15 protein-coding genes and 1 pseudogene are annotated in these 17714 nt (G+C 67.4%); 8 read left to right on the forward strand and 8 right to left on the reverse strand.

All coding sequences use genetic code 11. From position 1 onward, the window contains the following. Nucleotides 1-67: 67 nt before the first annotated feature. The gene (locus HWX36_RS17520) at nucleotides 68-691 is read right to left on the reverse strand and encodes an HAD hydrolase-like protein (RefSeq protein WP_175953300.1); all 624 of its coding nucleotides are present in this window, start codon (nucleotides 689-691) and stop codon (nucleotides 68-70) included. 308 nt (nucleotides 692-999) lie between these two features. On the opposite strand from HWX36_RS17520, the gene HWX36_RS17525 reads away from it, so the two are divergent. Further along, nucleotides 1000-1443 carry a GNAT family N-acetyltransferase gene (locus tag HWX36_RS17525; protein ID WP_175953301.1) on the forward strand — a complete coding sequence of 148 codons (444 nt, stop codon included), beginning with the start codon at nucleotides 1000-1002 and terminating at the stop codon, nucleotides 1441-1443. 57 nt (nucleotides 1444-1500) lie between these two features. Beyond that, nucleotides 1501-1719, forward strand: coding sequence for a DUF1653 domain-containing protein (locus tag HWX36_RS17530; protein ID WP_006480837.1), 219 nt, complete (start codon nucleotides 1501-1503; stop codon nucleotides 1717-1719). Nucleotides 1720-1770: 51 nt separating this feature from the next. Here the strand turns inward: HWX36_RS17530 and HWX36_RS17535 are convergent, their stop codons facing one another. The 3 genes from HWX36_RS17535 to HWX36_RS17545 form a co-directional block, all read right to left on the reverse strand. Beyond that, complete coding sequence (locus tag HWX36_RS17535) at nucleotides 1771-2985, reverse strand: crosslink repair DNA glycosylase YcaQ family protein (RefSeq protein ID WP_175953302.1); 1215 nt, start codon at nucleotides 2983-2985, stop codon at nucleotides 1771-1773. Nucleotides 2986-3350: 365 nt separating this feature from the next. Next, nucleotides 3351-4739, reverse strand: coding sequence for an MFS transporter (locus tag HWX36_RS17540; RefSeq protein ID WP_175953303.1), 1389 nt, complete (start codon nucleotides 4737-4739; stop codon nucleotides 3351-3353). 26 nt (nucleotides 4740-4765) lie between these two features. Continuing rightward, entirely contained in the window at nucleotides 4766-5305 is a 540-nt protein-coding gene (locus tag HWX36_RS17545) for a darcynin family protein (RefSeq protein ID WP_175953304.1), read from the reverse strand. Nucleotides 5306-5327: 22 nt separating this feature from the next. On the opposite strand from HWX36_RS17545, the gene HWX36_RS17550 reads away from it, so the two are divergent. Both HWX36_RS17550 and treA read left to right on the forward strand, forming a co-directional pair. Beyond that, nucleotides 5328-5957, forward strand: a complete 630-nt coding sequence (locus HWX36_RS17550) for a TetR/AcrR family transcriptional regulator (protein ID WP_175953305.1) — start codon at nucleotides 5328-5330, stop codon at nucleotides 5955-5957. Nucleotides 5958-6091: 134 nt separating this feature from the next. After that, a complete protein-coding gene (gene treA / locus HWX36_RS17555) occupies nucleotides 6092-7870 on the forward strand; it encodes an alpha,alpha-trehalase TreA (protein ID WP_175953306.1) in 1779 nt (592 codons plus the stop codon). A 96-nt stretch (nucleotides 7871-7966) separates the two neighbouring features. Here treA and HWX36_RS17560 read toward each other — a convergent pair whose 3' ends face one another. Both HWX36_RS17560 and HWX36_RS17565 read right to left on the reverse strand, forming a co-directional pair. Next, a complete protein-coding gene (locus HWX36_RS17560) occupies nucleotides 7967-9454 on the reverse strand; it encodes a carbohydrate porin (RefSeq protein WP_175953307.1) in 1488 nt (495 codons plus the stop codon). Nucleotides 9455-9572: 118 nt separating this feature from the next. Continuing rightward, a complete protein-coding gene (locus HWX36_RS17565) occupies nucleotides 9573-9842 on the reverse strand; it encodes a hypothetical protein (protein ID WP_175953308.1) in 270 nt (89 codons plus the stop codon). Between the two features lie 1078 nt (nucleotides 9843-10920). Between HWX36_RS17565 and HWX36_RS17570 the strand changes: the two genes are divergently transcribed. Further along, entirely contained in the window at nucleotides 10921-11058 is a 138-nt protein-coding gene (locus HWX36_RS17570) for a hypothetical protein (protein WP_165765561.1), read from the forward strand. A 114-nt stretch (nucleotides 11059-11172) separates the two neighbouring features. Further along, nucleotides 11173-12819: an Nramp family divalent metal transporter gene (locus HWX36_RS17575; RefSeq protein WP_175953309.1), complete on the forward strand. Its 1647-nt coding sequence runs from the start codon at nucleotides 11173-11175 to the stop codon at nucleotides 12817-12819. A 126-nt stretch (nucleotides 12820-12945) separates the two neighbouring features. On the opposite strand, the gene HWX36_RS17580 is transcribed toward HWX36_RS17575, so the two are convergent. Further along, complete coding sequence (locus tag HWX36_RS17580) at nucleotides 12946-13851, reverse strand: LuxR family transcriptional regulator (RefSeq protein ID WP_175953310.1); 906 nt, start codon at nucleotides 13849-13851, stop codon at nucleotides 12946-12948. Between the two features lie 284 nt (nucleotides 13852-14135). On the opposite strand from HWX36_RS17580, the gene HWX36_RS17585 reads away from it, so the two are divergent. Both HWX36_RS17585 and asnB read left to right on the forward strand, forming a co-directional pair. Then, complete coding sequence (locus tag HWX36_RS17585) at nucleotides 14136-14969, forward strand: autoinducer binding domain-containing protein (protein ID WP_175953311.1); 834 nt, start codon at nucleotides 14136-14138, stop codon at nucleotides 14967-14969. A gap of 263 nt (nucleotides 14970-15232) precedes the next feature. Continuing rightward, nucleotides 15233-17200 (forward strand): asparagine synthase (glutamine-hydrolyzing), encoded by a 1968-nt coding sequence (gene asnB / locus HWX36_RS17590; RefSeq protein WP_175953312.1) that lies wholly within the window; start codon nucleotides 15233-15235, stop codon nucleotides 17198-17200. 19 nt (nucleotides 17201-17219) lie between these two features. Here asnB and HWX36_RS17595 read toward each other — a convergent pair. Further along, nucleotides 17220-17414, reverse strand: a pseudogene (locus tag HWX36_RS17595) (lytic transglycosylase); the annotation flags it as partial. Between the last annotated feature and the right edge of the window lie 300 nt (nucleotides 17415-17714).

The following is a 17714-nucleotide window of genomic DNA, read 5'->3' on the forward strand; positions in this document are numbered from 1 at the left end:
GGTCGTGCCGGGGTGTCGTGCGCGTCGAGCGGCGGGTCGAGCCGTGCGCACGAAGCGCACGGGTGCGTCACACGCGATCGAGCAATGCGTCGAGACGGGGCAGCAACGGTGTCGCGCAATGCGCCTGCAACGCGTCCGGTGCGGTGTAGCCCCACGCGACACCCTGGAATGCGATGCGTGCGCGTCGTGCCGCATCGGCGTCGCGGATTTCATCGCCGACATACAGTACTTCATCGGCGCGCACGCCCGCCTCACGAACGAGCGCGCGCAGGCGACGCGCCTTGCCGAACAGCGGAATGCCGCATGCGAAATGCTCGACGCGGCTGCTGGCACGCGGGCCGAGCCGGTCGCGCACGATCTCCTCGGTATTCGACGTGGCGATCGCAATGCGGATGCCGCGCGCGGCGAGCGCGTCGAACGTTTCGCCGACGCCGGGGAACAACGCCACTTGGGCGACGCGCGGCCGCATCAGGCGGCGCATGTCGATCGTCACGCGCGGCACTTTCCACATCGGCACGTCGAGCGCGCGAACGATATCGCGCGCCGACATGCCGCGCAGCGCCGGGCGCAATTCGGGCGTGGCGTCGCGAAAGCCGTGCATGCGCGACGCTTCCGACAGCGCCGCGAGAAAGCTGTCGAGCGAATCGGCGAGCGTGCCGTCGAAGTCGAATGCGATGAGGCGATAGGGCATGAAGCGGTGTGGCGGGTTCATTGGACAGGCGACATTGTCACCGAATCGAGGCCCGTTGCCCGCACGGTCGATTGCGCATGCCTCGACCTGGAAATCGACCCGCGCACGCGCGAGGCCACGCGGATCGTGGCAGCCCGGCCGCTGCCGTTGAAGCGTTGCAACGCAGATCGCGCGTTGCGGGCGCCGTGAGCCGAGAGAGCAGATGCCCGTCCGTCGGGATGTAGTCGATACGTGTCACCGCTTGTAGCCCCTCGCGCCGCGCTGTATCGTCGGCATTTCGCTTCCCACCACACGAACCGGAGACCGACGTGCCCGCAGCCGCCCCCGCCACGCTGAGATTTTCCACCGACAAGCGCGAACTCGACGTCGACGCGATCTTCGACTTCCTGCATCGCGACGCGTACTGGTCGCAGGGCATTCCGCGCGACGTGGTCGAGCGTGCGATCGAGGGCTCGCTGTGCTTCGGCGCCTACGTGGGCGACCGGCTCGTCGGGTTCGCGCGGCTCGTGACCGATCACGCGACGTTCGCGTACCTGTGCGACGTGTTCGTGCTGCCGGCCGAACGCGGCAACGGCTACGGTCGCGCGCTGATCGACCACGTGTTCGCGCAGGAGATGGTGCAGGGGCTGCGTCGCATCATGCTCGTGACGTCCGATGCGCACGAGCTGTACCGGCCGGTCGGCTTCGGGCCGTCGGCGAACCCCGAGCGGGTGATGGAGATCCGCCGTCCGGACATCTACGCGAAACGCTGACGCACGGCGCAGCGCATACAATACGCGCTTTCCGTTTTTGCCGAAGAGAAGCCCATCATGACCGAACAGGAAGCCGAACAGCTCGCGACGCATCGCCATTACAAGGGCGGGCTGTATCGCTACATCGGTGTTGCCCGCCATTCCGAAACCGAGGAATCGGTGGTCGTGTACGAACACCTGTGGCCGCATGCACGCGGGCTGTGGGTACGGCCGGAAGCGATGTTCAACGGGAACCTCGAAGACGGCACGCCGCGTTTCCGCAAGCTGCGCGACTGATGGACGGCCGGCGGCGCGCGCCGCCGCCGTGCCAGCCGGCGGTGCGGACGTCTACGCGCCGGCCAGCGCCTTTACCAGCTCCGGCGGGGCCTGCCGCCCGACCGTGACTTCCGGCGTGCCGTGCCACGCCGCGAGCTTCTTCACCGCCTTCGCGACATCGGCCGCGAGCCCCGTGCCGAACCGCACGCCCGGCTCGACATGCACGGCCTTCAGTTCGAACGTGCCGAGCGTGCGATGCGCCTTCGCGTCGATGCGCCCGACCAGCCGCCCGCGATGCAGCACCGGCAGGCAGAAATAGCCGTAACGCCGCTTGTGCCCGGGCGTATAGCATTCGATCGTGTAATCGAAACCGAACAGCGTCGATGCACGCCGCCGGTCCCAGACGACCGGGTCGAACGGCGACAGCAGCGTCGTGACCGTCGAGCGCAGCGTGTCGGCTTCCGCGGCGGGCAGCAACGCTTCGAGCGAGCGATGCACGTAGGCCGGCTCCTTCCAGCCGTCGATCGCCACCGGGATCAGGTCGCCCGCGCTCGCGAGCTGCTCGAGTTCCGCGCGATACGAACGGCGCGGCAGCCGATAGTAGTCGGCCACCCAGTCCGCGCGTACGACGCCGAGCGCGCGGCACGTGTAGTCGAGCAGCGCGGGCAGCACGGCGTGGCGCGGCGGCAGGTCGCGCGCGTCGTCCCAGTCGGGCAGCACGCGCTCGCGCACGTCGTACACGCGCTGGAAATTACGGCGCTCCGACACCATCAGGTCGCCCGTCGTGAACAGCACTTCCAGGTGGCGCTTCTCGGGCTTGCGATCCCACCAGCCGTTGCCTTTCACGCCATCCTCGCGGGCGAAATCGGCCGACCGGACGGGGCCTTCGGCGCGAATCCGCGCGAGCAGCCGCTCGATGTCGGGACGATTCTGCTCATGCCACTCGGCCGCGTACTTCCAGCCCATTCCCGACGGATCGAGCATCTTGTAGCGCATCAGGCCGAACTGCTCGACCGGCAGGAAGCACGCTTCGTGCGACCAGTATTCGAACAGGCGCGCCTCGGCGAGATGCTCGTCGAGCCACTGCGGCGAGAAATCGCCGAGACGGCTGAACAGCACGAGATACGGGCTGCGCGCGACGACGTGGATGGTGTCGATCTGCAACTGCGCCATCCGGCGGATCGCGTCGAGCACGTCAGATTTGGTGGCCTTGCGGCGGGGTGGCGTCAGCAGGCCCTGCGCGGCGAGATGCAGCGCGCGGGCGGCGGCGGGCGAGAGCGTAAGCATCGGAAGGGCGGACGGGAGTGATGGTCGGGAACCACTTTAGCGCGAAAGCGGCGCGCGCGTGCGACGTGCCGACGCAACGTGTCTGACAATGGTTGACAGATGCGTTGCGCAAGTTTCCCTATAGTGCAGTCCATGGCGCGACGATAAAGGCGCGCAACGATTTTGCTTCCGACGCACATATGTCCATGGCACGCAGGAAGCGAATCCGGGATTCTCAACCCCCATCGGGAGACCCGGAGCCCTGAGCGGACATCCATGCGGCTGTGCACCGGCCCCGTGTGGATGTCCGCTGATTTTTTTGGTTTTTCCGGCTTGCTTCGCGAGCCGCGTTTCCTTCCGCCTTTTCCCGTTCGTCTGTCGGCGCGTTATTGCCGCTTGCCGCGCGCGACTTCGTCGCCGGCGCCGGGCGGCAGCCGCCGCGTGATCGGAATCGACGCGAACGAGCACAGCCCGACCACGACGAACGCGGGCCAGAAATCCGACCACACCATCTTCTGATGACCTTGCAGCCAGTGCGAAATGTGCAGCACGAGGCCGGCGACCGTCACGCCCAGGCCGAGCGACATCTGCTGCACGACGCTGCCGAGGCTCGTCGCGCGGCCGGCGTCGCGAGGCGAGATGTCCGCGTAGATCATCGAGTTCAGGCTCGTGAACTGCAGCGCGGGGAAGATGCCGCCGACGAGCACGATCAGCCAGATCGCCCAGGTCGCCATGCCGGGATGAAACACGCCGTACGCGGCGATCGCGAGGCCCGCGAATGCCGCGTTGTAGATCAGCACCGTGCGGAAGCCGAAGCGGCGCAGCGTATGGGTGGCCGTCGAGCGGCTCATGGCGCCGCCGAACGCGGACGCGCACGTGATGAGCCCCGAATGGAACGCGCTCATGCCGAGCCCTTCCTGCAGCGCGAGCGGCAGCAGGAACGGCACCGCGCCGAGGCCGATACGGAACAGCGACCCGCCGACGACACTCGCGTGATAGGTGGGGATCTTGAGGAAGCTGAGGTCGAGCACTGGGCGCTCCTTGCGGCGCGCATACGGCACGTAGAGCGCGAGCAGGGCGGTGCCGGTCACGCACATGACGAGCGCGTTCGAGCGCGACGTGAGCGAGCCGTCGATCAGCGTGAGCCCCATCAGCAGCAGCGCGGCGCCGCTGGCCGACAGCACGAAGCCGAACCAGTCGAGCGGGCCCGGATCGGGCTCGCGCGTGTTCGCGATGTGCTTGCTCGCGAGGTAGATCCCGTAGATGCCGATCGGCACGTTGATGAAGAAGATCATCCGCCAGTGCAGGTAGGTCGTGATGAAGCCGCCGACGAGCGGCCCGACCGTGGGCCCGAACAGTGCGGGAATCGCGAGGTAGTTCATCGCGCGCACGAGATCCGAGCGCGGCACGGCGCGGAAGATGATGATGCGGCCGACGGGCACCATCATCGCGCCGCCGACGCCCTGGATGAAGCGCGCGAACGTGAGCACGCCGAGGGAACTGGATGCCGCGCACATCAGCGAGCCGACGACGAAGATGCCGATGGCGGTGCGGAACACGGAGCGTGCGCTGAAGCGGTCGGCCAGCCAGCCGCAGATCGGAATGAACACGCCGAGCCCGACCACGTAGGCCGTGATCGCAATGTTCAATGTGACGGGGCTGTGCCCGAAATCCCTCGCCATCGCGGGGAGGGCGGTGACGATGATGTTCGCGTCGACGCTTTCCATGAACAACGCACAGGCAACGATGAGCGGTGCTAGAAAGACGGGCGACATGGGCTGGGCGCGCGGTAAAGACGCCATTATGCCCACATTGTGACCATTGAGTCACGTACGACAACAGTTGTTCCGCATGTTGCAACAGTCGTCTTTGTTAGCGGACGCCACGAAAGGAACGACTGCGCAAATGCGGCGCTTGCATCGCGTCGGGATCGCGCATGCACCTGGACGGCAGACGGTGCGACCGCGTCGTCGTTGGTCGCGTGTGCGTTCTCGACACCCGGCAGGATCTCGGCGATGTCGAAGCACCGATCCCGGAGCGGCGTCGCTCGAAGCGCCGCGATCGCGCGTTCGCATGCGCGGTGATCCTGCTCGGCTCCGATACACCCATCGGTCACGCGTGTCGAGCAGAGCGCGGCGGCGTAGAGGCGCGGCGACACGCGTTCGCCTCGCGTTTCGCGGATCGGCGCGATGCATTCGCGCGGCGGCCGCAAGCGCTCCGGCATGGGGAAGCCGAGCCATTCGGGGCGCGTCTTCACGACGATGAACAGGGTGGGCAGGGTCGCGTGGATTCCTTTTTGACGGGGCGGAAGGGTGTTTCTAGAATATGAGCGTTTGCTCATATTCGAAGCTCGCATTCCGACCATGGCCGAATCGTCTTCACGAATCCCGCTGTCGCCTCGCAAGGCGCCGCGCCAGCGTCGCTCGCTGGCCACCGTCGACGCGATCGTCGAGGCCGCCGCTCGCATTCTGGAGCGCGACGGCTTCGACGGCTACACGACGAACGCGGTCGCGGCGCTGGCCGGCGTGAGCATCGGTTCGCTCTATCAGTACTTCCCGAATCGCGATGCGCTGACGGCCGCGCTCGTCGAGCGCGAGAGTGCGCATCTGCTCGACGACGTCGACCGGGCTGGCGCGCTGTCGTCATGCGACGACGTACTGCGCGCACTGGTACGCGCGGCCGTCGCGCACCAGATGCGCCGTCCCGTGCTCGCGCGGCTGATCGATTTCGAGGAGGCGCGGCTGCCGCTCGGCGCGCGCACCGCACGCGTCACGGATCGTATCCACGCGACGCTGCTGCATGCGCTCGGCCTGCGCGATGCGCCACGCGTCGCGGCGCCCGACGTCGTCGCGCACGATCTGCTCGCGATCGTGAAAGGGATCGTCGATGCGGCGGGCGCGCGCGGCGAGACCGATGCGGATGCGCTCGACGCGCGCGTGTGGCGGGCCATGCGCGGTTATCTGCGCGAGTCGCGCGAATCGAAACTTGCTTGATGTGCACGTTTCGTGCGACATTCCGACCTACTCGCACCACCAAACGACGCGCATCGATCGAGGGCCATCGAGACGAGCGCGCGCGAACGAGACCTCGTGCCGACCCACTCACCATCCAAAGGAGGGGACACGTCATGACGTCACGTCGTGCCGCATCGATCGCATCGCGCTTTTCAGCCCGCTTCTCAGCCTGCTTCTCGGCCTGCTTTTCAAGCCGCTTCTCAACGCATTTCTCGCCCCGTCTCTCACCGCCACCCGTGCCGCGTCTTCGCTGGGCCGCCGCATTGGCCGTCGCGTATCTTGCCGTGGCCGGCTGCGCCGCACAGGCCGACAACGCGAACCAGGTCGCCGCGCAGGCCGCCGCCCGGTCGGCTCCGCCTGCCGCGACCGCGGTTGCCGTCCCCGCATCGGGCACGCTGCTGCCGCCGCCGAGCCAGCTCTATGGCGACCTGTTCGTCGCGGTGCAGACCGCGCAGATCTATCCCGACCAGAAGACCTTCGTCGACGCGACGCCCGATAGCGATCCGGCGACGATCGTGCAGTTGTATCAGCAACGGAAATCGCAGCCGGGCTTCTCGCTGAAGGCGTTCGTCGACCAGCATTTCACGCCGCCACCGGAAGGCGGCGTGACGCCGCCGCCGAACCAGACGCTGCGCGAGCACATCGACTGGCTGTGGCCGCAGCTCACGCGCACGAGCACGACGGTGCCGCCCTACAGTTCGCTGATCCCGCTGCCGAAGCCGTATGTCGTGCCGGGCGGCCGTTTCCGCGAAGGCTACTACTGGGATACCTATTTCACGATGCTCGGGCTGCAGGTGTCGGGTCGCGAGGATCTCGTCGACAACATGCTCGACAACTTCGCCCACCTGATCGACACGATGGGGCACATCCCGAACGGCAACCGCACGTACTACGCGAGCCGCTCGCAGCCGCCGTTCTTCGCGTACATGGTGACGCTCGCCGCGCAGGCCGAAGGCGACAACGTCTATCGGAAATACCTGCCGGAACTGCGCAAGGAACATGCGTACTGGATGCAGGGCGAAACCACGACGCCGCGCGGGCAGGCCGCGCGCCACGTGGTCACGATGCCCGACGGCGCGGTGCTGAACCGCTACTGGGACGCGAGCGATACACCGCGCGACGAGTCGTATCTCGAGGACGTGACGACCGCGAAGTCGGTGCCGGCGCGACCTGCGAACGAGGTCTACCGCGACCTGCGCGCGGGCGCCGAAAGTGGCTGGGACTACAGCTCGCGCTGGTTCGGCGACGGCAAGACGCTCGCGACGATCCGCACGACGTCGATCGTGCCGGTCGACCTGAACAGCCTGATGTTCCATCTCGAGACGACGATCGTGAAGGGCTGCACGGTCACGCACGACGTGCCATGCGTGACCGATTTTTCAGCGCGCGCGGTCCGGCGTGCGGCCGCGATCAACCGCTATCTGTGGAATCGCCGCGGCTACTACGGCGACTACGACTGGCAGCAGCGCAAGCCGCGCGACGCCGTGACGGCCGCCGCGCTGTATCCGTTGTTCGCGGGGGTTGCCTGGCCCGAGCGCGCGAAGGCGACCGCACGTGAGGTGCGCAAGACGCTGCTGCAGCCGGGCGGCCTCGCGACGACCACCGAGAACACGGGGCAGCAGTGGGATGCGCCGAACGGCTGGGCGCCGCTGCAGTGGATCGCGATCGACGGGCTGCGGCGCTATGGCGAACCGGCGCTCGCGAAGGACATCGGCACGCGCTTCCTGTCCGACGTGAAGCATGTGTATGCGACCGAAGGCAAGCTCGTCGAGAAGTACGTGGTCGAAGGCGCCGGCACGGGCGGCGGCGGGGGCGGCGAATATCCGCTGCAGGACGGTTTCGGCTGGACCAACGGCGTCACGCTGAAACTGCTCGGGCTGTACGGCGAGTGAAGCGCGGCGCGGGCCGCGCGCCTGCGTCCCGCGAGAGCGCACGGGCCGGACTGCCGCGCAAGCGGCCGTCCCGCCCGGGTTTGCATCAGGCTTGCGTTAGAACGTGATCGTCGTGCGCACGCCGACCACCGTTTCGTCGCCGATGCGCGCACCGGCCGCGTTCGGGTTCGGGATGCCGCCGCCCGGACGGAAGAAGTGCTGCAGGTCGGCCTGCAGTTGCCACCACGGCGTGACCTGGTACTGGTAGGTCGCCTCGACGACCGTTTCCGCACGGCGTACCGGATAGCCGGGCGTCGTGTAGACGCCGGTGTCGCCGTCGAGGCCGCGCGCATGCGAGCCGATCTTCGCGTAGCCGACGGCGATGCCTGCGACGTCGTTGTCGCGTCCCTTGAACGGCGCCTTCAGCGTCACGCCGGCGTTGGCGGCGAAATCGACGATATTGCGATCGCCCGGCGCACCCATCACGCGCGCGAACACACCGACCGAGCGCGCGCTGTCGGCCGACGGCCGCCACACCATCTGGTCCGCGACCGCATAAAAGCCGTAGTTGCCGCGATGGGTGGCGGCGATGCCGTTGCTCTCCGGATTCGCGAGCGACAGGCCGTCGGTGCCGTCGCGCGGGTCGTTCGCATGCTGCGACTGATACCAGAAGCCGAGCTTGTACGTGCCCGGCAGGCCGGCCGGCTGCGGCGCCTTCGGATCGGCGGGCGGCGCGTTCAGCGCGTACTGCACTTCGCCGATCACGAACGCGCCGCTGCGCAGGTTGAAGTTGGTGCCGTGCGCGTTCAGCACCTGCGCATCGCCGTCGCTGCGTCCGGCCGGGTTGCCGTCGAACACGCCGACCATCGCGGTCCACGCATCGGCCGGCTTCACGCGCAGCCGCACGCCGAGCGACGACAGCGGATACGCGGGGCCGCCGGCCGGCAGGTCGGTCGACGGCAGCACGGGCCAGCCGAACGTCGCGTTCATGAACGTCGCCGCGTTCTGGCTCAACATGAATTCCTGGTCGACGCTCTGCTGGCCGACCTTCACGTCGACCTTGCCGTCGAGCAGCGACTGCTGGTACCAGAGTTCCCACAGGCGCGTGGTCGAATTCGCCTCGATGCCGGTCGCGGTCTGCAGCGTCTGCAGGTAGCGCTGTGTGAGGTTGGTGCCGTGAATCTGCAGCGCCGACACGTTGAACGTGCCGCCCGGCAGGCCGACCGCCTTGCCCGTGTCGACGTTGAAACCGAATTGCGTGAGCCCCTGGTACGCGCCGCCGCGATGCGTGCCGCCCGACGTGTTGTACAGGTACTCGCTGGTTTCCTGCAGGCTCAGCGTGATGCCGTGGTCGCCGAGCCTGTCGCGCAGCCCGCCCATGTTGCCGAGCAGGTTCGAGCGCTCCCGGAAGCCGGTGGGGGCGGGCGCGGCAGCATCGGCGGCCTGTCGTGCGGGCGCGGTGGCGTCGCTGGTGTCGGCCGCCGGTTCGGCTGCGGCCGGCGGCGCCGATTGCGCGAACGCGGGCGCGGCGGCGAGCGACAGCAGCAGCGTGGCGAGTGCATTGACGCGGAACTGGCGCGGGACGGGTTCGAGGTAGTGCTTCATGTGGGTTCCGTTGTCGGTTGGATTAGTTAGGTTGACGAAACGAAAGGGTGATGCGGAATGCGTGGCGAGACGATCGCGCGGCGGTACCTGGCGCGCGGCACGGCTGCGCGACGGGGCGTTACGGCAGCCAGCCGCCGATGCGCCACACCTGTGCGAAGCCGAGGCGTGACGCGGCCGAGCACAGCAGCGCGACGAGCGCGACTGCGGCGGCCATCGCGGCGAACAGCAGGCAGTCGAGCGGGCGAGGCGCTGCCGGCACGTGGGCGAGCGCCGCACCGCGCCAGTTGCTGAACGCGTGGGCGAGCGGCGAAAGGCCGGAAACGAACGAGCGGTTGCATGCGAGATGCACGATGCGCTTGAGTCTGACCGCGAGCGATTGAAGAAACATGACGCTGCCTCCGTCCGGTCCGGCTCGGGCCGGACGACGTGATCGAGCGCGGACGCGTGACGCGGCCTGCGATCGGAGGGTGGAACGTAATGGAGCGTGCAACGGACGAACCGGCGATGGCCGGCCCGGGAGGAAGCGCGCTAACCCGACGAATGCGAGCGAGCGGCGTAAGACATGCGTCTGGCTGCTATCTCGCGATGGCTTGGCCGGCCTGGACCGGCATCGAACTGCAACTAGAGCATGTGTCCACGGAGGGACTCCTGTGATGAATTGCGGCGGATTGTATTCGGGTCGTTTGCTGCAGCGCAAGTAAAAAACGCACAAAAGGCGCCGTGTGCGGCGTGCGTATCGCCATGAGCGCGGCGGCGCGGCAGCGGCGCGAGGGCGGAACGACGAGACGGCGGCGGGGCGCCACGCGGTTGTCCGGACACATCGGATCCCGGCCGTGTCGTGACACGCTGAAAGGTTTCGGCGCGTCATTTCAAGGGCAAATCTTTCAGTGTCGCAAGGCAGGAAATTTATTTCGGGAAATGGGGTTGGGAGGGGTTGACTTCGCTTTCGGGCCGTCCATAGAATCCGCCATCTTCACTCTTGGGGCCGCCGCCTTGGACGCCTGCAGTAGTCGATCTTCGAACGAAATTTCCGCCTGAGCGACCGACGTCCGTGCCTCATCGAAGCCGCCGTTTGTCTCCCGGGCAAACGGTGCGCGCAGCAGTATTCCGCAGCAAATTCCTACGTGCACCCTGATTCGCGCCGGTTAGCGTGATGCGTCTTCGCATGCGCCGTCCGGTTTCACCGCCGCCTGGCAGGCGGCCGCGTTCGCGCACGCCTTTGCGGGGCTCGCGCGTGCCGGCCCGCACGCCCGACGGCGGTCAACCGTGTTCTCCGGAACACCGCACAGGAGCCGCCATGAACGACAGTGACAGTTGTCCCTTATGCCCGTTGCATGCACAGACCCTTTTGAACCCGGGTCGCAGGGGCAATCCGGCCGACTAGCCTGACACGCCGTTCAGGCACCGGACTGGCCCCGCGCCCACCACGCGGCCGGCAGCCTGCCGTCGCCGCACGGAGCCAGATCATGAACTTCGGCCTTCTGCTGTCGAATCTCCCGCACGTCACGGAATCGCGCAACCACTACGACGCGATGCTGACGCTCGACGCCCGTCCACGGGTGTTCTCCCGCCTGTTGAACCAGCTGAAATCGTTGATCCGCTGAAAGACGCACCGAGCGTCTCGGCATGCGCACACGCGGCCGCCATCGAGCGGCCGCCCCGCGCGCATTCCAAGATCGCTTGCTCATCAGATAACCATTCGCCGTACGGAACACATCATGTCCACGCCATCCAACGTTTCTCCACCGATCGCCGCCGAACGCAGCGCCGTGCTCGACGAAGCCCACCTGGGCGACATCCGCGGTGCGCTCGGCACGATCGCGCATCACGACACCGGCTCGCGCGGCACGTGGTGGGCCCGCCTGCGCACGCTGCTCGCGATCATCGGCCCGGGCCTCATCGTGATGGTCGGCGACAACGACGCCGGCGCATTCGGCACCTACACGCAGGCCGGCCAGAACTACGGCACGACGCTGCTGTGGACGCTGCTGCTGCTGGTGCCCGTGCTGTACGTGAACCAGGAAATGGTGCTGCGCCTCGGCGCGGTCACGGGCGTCGGCCACGCCCGCCTGATCTTCGAGCGCTTCGGCAAGTTCTGGGGCGCGTTCAGCGTGATCGACCTGTTCCTGCTCAATGCGCTCACCATCGTCACCGAGTTCATCGGCATCACGTTCGTGCTGGATTTCTTCGGGCTGCCAAAGGTGGCCGGCGTGTGCGTGGCCGCGGCGCTGACGATGGCCGCGGTGAGTACCGGCGATTTCCGGCGCTTCGAGCGGTTCGCGATCGGGCTGTGCGTGCTGAGCCTGCTGCTGGTGCCGGTGCTCGTGTCGATCCACCCGCCCGTCGCACAGATGACGCGCGATTTCTTCGTGCCGAACTGGCCCGCGCACGCGAAGCTGTCTGACGTGATGCTGCTCGTGATCGGCATCGTCGGCACGACCGTCGCGCCGTGGCAGTTGTTCTTCCAGCAGAGCTACGTGATCGACAAGCGCATCACGCCGCGCTTCATGAAATATGAAAAGGCCGACCTGTGGATCGGTATCGTGTTCGTGCTGGTCGGCGCGGTCGCCATGATCGGTTTCAGCGCCGCGCTGTTCAACGGGCATCCGGAAGCCGGCAACTTTACCGATGCGGGCGGCATCATCGCGGGCCTCGAGAAGTATGCGGGCCGCACGAGCGCGACGCTGTTCGCGGTGGCGCTGCTCGACGCGTGCATCATCGGCGCGGCGGCCGTCTCGCTGTCGACGGCCTATGCCATCGGCGACGTGTTCAAGATCCGCCACTCGCTGCATCGCGGCGTGTCCGATGCGAAGGGTTTCTATCTCGTGTATTTCGGCATCGTCGCGGCCGCGGCCACGCTCGTGCTGATTCCGGGCAGCCCGCTCGGCCTGCTGACCGAAGCCGTGCAGACGCTCGCGGGCGTGCTGCTGCCGAGCGCGACGGTGTTCCTGCTGGTGCTGTGCAATGACCGCGAAGTGCTTGGGCCCTGGGTCAACTCGACGAAGCTCAACGTGTTTACCGGCGCGGTGATCTGGGTGCTCGTGCTGCTGTCGATCATCCTCACGGCGTCGGTGATGTATCCGGATATCAGCGGCGAAGCGATCGTCGACGTGCTGGTCGGCGGCACCGTGCTCGCGATCACGGGCTATCTCGCCACGGTATTGATTCGCCGCAACAAGCGCGTGGTCGAGCCGGCCGTCGATCGCTCGTTGCGCGACACGTGGCGCATGCCGCCGCTCGACACGCTCGAGCCGCAGAACATGACGCTCGCGACGCGGGTCTGGATGGCCGTGCTGCGTGGCTATCTCGTGATCGCGGTCGGTCTCGTGATCGTCAAGGTGGTGCAGATGACGCTGCTGAAGTAACGCAGGCCGCCTTCACGAAGCGGCGCCGAACCCGGCGCCGCGCTGCAATCCGCACATGCCGGCCTCCGTGGCCGGCATGTGCGTTTACACGTCCGTTCGCGGCACGCCGCACGGGCGGTGCGGTCGTCAGATCAGCTCGAGCTTCGACGTCAGGTACGTGAGCTGGATCCGGTTCGCGACGCCGAAGCGCTTGCGCAACTTGCGCAGGTGATAGTCGACGTTGTGCGCGCTGGTGTCGAGGCGCCGGCCGATTTCCTTGTCGGACGCGCCTTCGGCGATGCCGAGCAGCAGTTCCTGCTCGAACGGCGTGAGCCCGTTGACCGCGCGCTCGCGCGACGTCGAGATCAGCTGCGGGGACGCGAACTTGTGCACCGACAGCCCGATCGACAGCGCCTGCTCGATCGTCGCCGGCGTGATCCATTCGCGCGTGCGGCGCGGTGCGGTGAAGCTCATGAACGCATGCAGCCGCGTGCCGGGCACGGCCATCGAATACATGATGCCGCTGCACATCCCGTCGTCCTGCATCGTCTGCAGGAAGCCGTCGAGCGCGGCCGGCGTCACGCGCGGGCCGTCGCCGCGCTCGCGATGTTCGCGGCGCAACTGCTGCAGGTCCCACACGATCGGCATGTTGCATACGCGCGCGCCGAGCGTGCGCGGATCGATGTCGTGATGGTGGTGCCGCACGTAGTCGCCGCGATAGGTGGCGGGCGTGAAGGCTTCGTGCAGGTAGAGACTTTCGACGCGCTCGTGCGCGAATTCGAGCGCGAAGTACGCGAACGTCGCGAAGCCCGTCAGATGCAGCAGGCTGGCAACGATGCGGCTGCGCTCGGCCGTGCTCTGCGCGTGCGCGAGCGTATCGGCGACGCCGAGCTTCGGCGCGTGCGGCTGCGTGAGCGCGCCGCGCTTCGCATCGTCACACCAGACGACCTGCACGGGGCGCTCCCGCGGCACGTCCGGGTGCGCGTTCAGCCCGTGCGTCGGGCGGGGAAAGGTTGGGGCGACCGCTTCTTCATGCAATGCAATATCGGACATGTGTCATCCCTCGGGAATCGACACGCATCGCCTGACGGCGGCCGTATCGTGTACGGCATTCGCGGCGGTGCGATCGAGCATCGTGTGATATGCGCCGATCGTCATCCCTGACGAAACGCGGGGGCATTGTACAAAAATGCCCGGGTCCGCGTAATATGCCGTAATACTAATGGCGGCGAAAGTTTCGTATTCGCACGCATATAACGAAGACCAGACAATCGATAAGGCAAAGACCGGATCGTGACGGGGCGCAAGTTCACATATTGGGAAAGGGCGGGCTCCTCATGACCTATGCTGACGGCGCACCACGCGTCGAGTGGTTTTCGCAGGCCGATATCGCAACGGCTGCGGCTTATTCGAATGAATATCAGGCAATCGGGCACGACGTTTTTACCGGCGCTCAAATCGAATCCGGTAAAACCGGCCTTGCTCCGGTCGATTTCGCGCAATGCCATGCGCGATTGCGGCAAATCGGTTTCAGTACGCTGGGTTATGGCGCTTTCGAAATGATCGGGCGGCGCATCCTGTGCGCGCATCTGCTGCACGACCTCGCGCCCGCAACGTTCATGCAGCCGTTTATCGAAGGGATGCTCTACGAGAGCGACCCGCGGTTCGCGCAGGTTCGGCAGAGCGGCTTTCCGGTCGCGTGGCGGCTCGACGAGATCGAGGCGGCCGCGCAGGGCAGCGGCGACCGCAAGTTGCTGGCGCTCGCCGGCCATCTGCGCGCGCACGCGATGAACAGCGGCGTGCTGTTCGGCCTGTCGGCGCCGCGTCTCGATTTGCGTGTCGCGGTGAACGTGACGTCGGAGACGCACGGCACCGAATGGATCGACGATCGCGTGATCGGCGGTGCGCTGTCGGTCAGTCTCGCGGTGCATCGTGTCGCGTTGCCGTTCCTCGAGGCGCGCATCGCACGCATGCGCGGCTTCGCGCTCGGCGACGAGCAACAGCAGGTGCTCGACCGTCTCGTGCACGGGCTGTCCGACCAGGAGATCGCGAGCGCGCTGCGCACGTCGCTGCACAAGGTCGGCCACCACATCCGCTCGCTCGAAAAACTCTTCAACGTGCAGAACCGCGCGCAGCTTGCGTATCTGGCGGCGCGCCGGATGCCGTCCTGACGCCGTCAGCCCCCCGTTTTCTCCGCGTGACCCGATGATCGTCGCCGGCCCGTCCGTCGCCGGCCCGACGGGCCGTTGCGCCCGCGGCGCCGTCGCGATGCGCACACGATGCTTGACAGCGTTTTTTTCGAGTGATTGTGACATTCACCTATGAATTATTGCTGAATTATTTCTTCGTAAGATGGCTCGACCGTCACGCCGGACGGCGGGCCGCGAGGTTGCGCCATGCGTGACGAAAATGGTCAACAGGGGCGGACAAATCAATGTGCGGAATCGACGGCTTTCTGAATAGCGTCGCCTTCGATGAGGAGACAGCGCGCGGCACGCTCGCGCGCATGACGGCAAGCCTCGCGCATCGCGGGCCGGACGGGCAGGGGATCTGGGTCGATCCGGAAGCCGGCATTGCGCTCGGCCACCGGCGGCTCGCGATCGTCGACCTGTCGGTGCACGGCCGACAGCCGATGGCATCGGCGTGCGGCCGCTACGTCATGGTCTTCAACGGCGAAATCTACAACCATCGCGAACTGCGCGCCGAGCTCGAGCGCGCGGGTCGCGCACCGGCGTGGCGTGGCCATTCCGACAGCGAGGTGCTGGTCGCGGCGATCGTCGCGTGGGGCGTCGAAGCGACGCTGCGGCGCGCAACCGGCATGTTTTCGATCGCGCTGTGGAATCGCGAATCGCGGGTGCTGACGCTCGCGCGCGACCGGATCGGCGAGAAGCCGCTCTATTACGGCCGGATCGGCGACGCGCTCGTGTTCGCGTCCGAGCTGAAGGCGCTGCGCGGCTATCCGGGCTTCGACGGCGCGATCGATCGCGACGCGCTGTGCCTGTACCTGCGCCAGTCGAGCGTGCCCGCGCCGCATACGATCTATCGCGGCATCCGCAAGCTGCCGCCCGGCACGTATATCCAGTTCGAGCATGCGCGCGACACGCCGCGCCTGCGTGCGTACTGGACGCTCGAACAGGCGATCGAGAACGGTCGCGCGCAGCCGTTCGAGGGCAACGCGGACGAGGCCGTCAGCCAGCTCGACGCGGTGCTGCGCCAGGCCGTCGCGCGGCAGATGGAGGCCGACGTGCCGCTCGGCGCGTTCCTGTCGGGCGGCGTCGATTCGTCGACGATCGTCGCGCTGATGCAGGCGCAATCGTCGACGCCGGTCGATACGTTCACGATCGGCTTCCATGAAGCCGGCTACGACGAGGCCGGTTATGCGAAGGCCGTCGCGCGCCATCTCGGCACGCGCCATACCGAGCTCTATGTCACGGCCGACCACGCGCTCGGCGTCGTGCCGAAGCTGCCGTCGATCTACGACGAGCCGTTCTCCGATGCATCGCAGATCCCGACCTTTCTCGTGTCGGAACTGACGCGCCGGCACGTGAAGGTGAGCCTGTCCGGCGACGGCGGCGACGAGCTGTTCGGCGGCTATACGCGCTACTTCCTGACGCCGCGGCTGTGGCGCAAGCTGCATCGCGTACCGGGCGCCGTGCGCGCGCGGATCGCAGCCGCGCTGCACGCGTTGCGGCCCGATCACGCGGACCAGCTCGCGGCCGTCGCACAGGGGGCGTGGGGCGGCGTGGAGGCACGCGAATCGGCGACGCGCATCGGCGATCGCCTGCACAAGCTCGGCCACGTGATGACGGCCGAGAGCCGCATCGGGCTGTACCGGTTGCTGATGTCGTCGGTGCATCATCCCGAGCGCCTCGCGCTGTCGGGGCAGGAGCCGGCGACGCCGCTCGACACCGTATCCGCGTGGCCCGCGCACCTGAGCTTCGCCGAGCAGGCGATGGCGATCGATACGCTCTCGTACCTGCCGACCGACATCCTCGCGAAAGTCGATCGCGCGGCGATGGCCGTGAGCCTCGAAACGCGCATGCCGTTCCTCGACCATCACGTCGTCGAATTCGCGTGGCGCGTGCCTGCGGCGGTGCGTTTGCCGGAAGGGCAGTCGAAGGCGCTGCTGCGTCGACTGCTCGACCGGTACGTGCCGTCCGCGCTGATCGACCGGCCGAAACAGGGCTTCTGCGCGCCCGTCGATCACTGGCTGCGTGGCTCGCTGCGCGACTGGGCCGAAGCGCTGCTGCGGCCGTCGCGGTTGCGCGAGGAAGGCTTCTTCGATGCGGCCGCGGTCGAGCGGCTGTGGCGCCAGCACGTGACCGGCCGGATGAACTGGCAGCACCAGTTGTGGACGGTGCTGATGTTCCAGGCGTGGCTGGAGGCGCAGCGCGCCGCATAGGCGGGCGCGCTGCGCGGCATCACGGGTCGAGGCAGCGCATGCAGCGCCGCTTCGCGTCGCTCGATTGCAGGCCCCGGCACATCGTCATCACGGGCCGGGCATGGCAGGAAGGCGGATCGGCGGACGCTGCCGGCGACGCTTGCCGGCGCGCGCGATCGGGCGGCGTGGTTGCGACGGCATCCATGCGTCGCTGGCGTGCGGGCGGCGTGTCGCGCCCGGTGCCGCCTTCATCCGGATTGCCCGGCGCTATCGACGCGACGTGCGGCGCGTCGTCGTTCGCCGCGTGGGTGACGGACGGCACGGCGCACGCGAGCGCCGCCAGTGCGGACAGGCACGCGACGACGGTTCGCGGATCGCGCATCTTCAGGGTCATTCCGTTCGCTCCAGGGCCGTCGGCGCGGAGGGCGCGCGGCTGCCGGGTCGATTGTAGGGAGGGCAATGGTCGCGTGTCACGCCGGAATCCGTCGTCGTGGGCATCGACGGCGGTGGCCGGGGCGGAAGCGACGAAGCGTGA

The sequence above is a fragment of the Burkholderia sp. BCC0405 genome (assembly GCF_902833075.1).
Classification (GTDB): Bacteria; Pseudomonadota; Gammaproteobacteria; order Burkholderiales; family Burkholderiaceae; genus Burkholderia.

Excerpts from the sequence above, each read along its gene's own strand:
- HWX36_RS17550 (WP_175953305.1), top strand. The coding sequence starts at position 5,328 with ATGGCCGAATCGTCTTCACGAATCCCGCTGTCGCCTCGCAAGGCGCCG.
- HWX36_RS17565 (WP_175953308.1), bottom strand. The coding sequence starts at position 9,842 with ATGTTTCTTCAATCGCTCGCGGTCAGACTCAAGCGCATCGTGCATCTC.
- treA (WP_175953306.1), top strand. The coding sequence starts at position 6,092 with ATGACGTCACGTCGTGCCGCATCGATCGCATCGCGCTTTTCAGCCCGC.
- HWX36_RS17520 (WP_175953300.1), bottom strand. The coding sequence starts at position 691 with ATGCCCTATCGCCTCATCGCATTCGACTTCGACGGCACGCTCGCCGAT.
- HWX36_RS17570 (WP_165765561.1), top strand. The coding sequence starts at position 10,921 with ATGAACTTCGGCCTTCTGCTGTCGAATCTCCCGCACGTCACGGAATCG.
- HWX36_RS17580 (WP_175953310.1), bottom strand. The coding sequence starts at position 13,851 with ATGTCCGATATTGCATTGCATGAAGAAGCGGTCGCCCCAACCTTTCCC.
- HWX36_RS17575 (WP_175953309.1), top strand. The coding sequence starts at position 11,173 with ATGTCCACGCCATCCAACGTTTCTCCACCGATCGCCGCCGAACGCAGC.
- HWX36_RS17560 (WP_175953307.1), bottom strand. The coding sequence starts at position 9,454 with ATGAAGCACTACCTCGAACCCGTCCCGCGCCAGTTCCGCGTCAATGCA.
- HWX36_RS17540 (WP_175953303.1), bottom strand. The coding sequence starts at position 4,739 with ATGTCGCCCGTCTTTCTAGCACCGCTCATCGTTGCCTGTGCGTTGTTC.
- HWX36_RS17585 (WP_175953311.1), top strand. The coding sequence starts at position 14,136 with ATGACCTATGCTGACGGCGCACCACGCGTCGAGTGGTTTTCGCAGGCC.
- HWX36_RS17530 (WP_006480837.1), top strand. The coding sequence starts at position 1,501 with ATGACCGAACAGGAAGCCGAACAGCTCGCGACGCATCGCCATTACAAG.
- HWX36_RS17545 (WP_175953304.1), bottom strand. The coding sequence starts at position 5,305 with ATGAGCAAACGCTCATATTCTAGAAACACCCTTCCGCCCCGTCAAAAA.
- HWX36_RS17535 (WP_175953302.1), bottom strand. The coding sequence starts at position 2,985 with ATGCTTACGCTCTCGCCCGCCGCCGCCCGCGCGCTGCATCTCGCCGCG.
- asnB (WP_175953312.1), top strand. The coding sequence starts at position 15,233 with ATGTGCGGAATCGACGGCTTTCTGAATAGCGTCGCCTTCGATGAGGAG.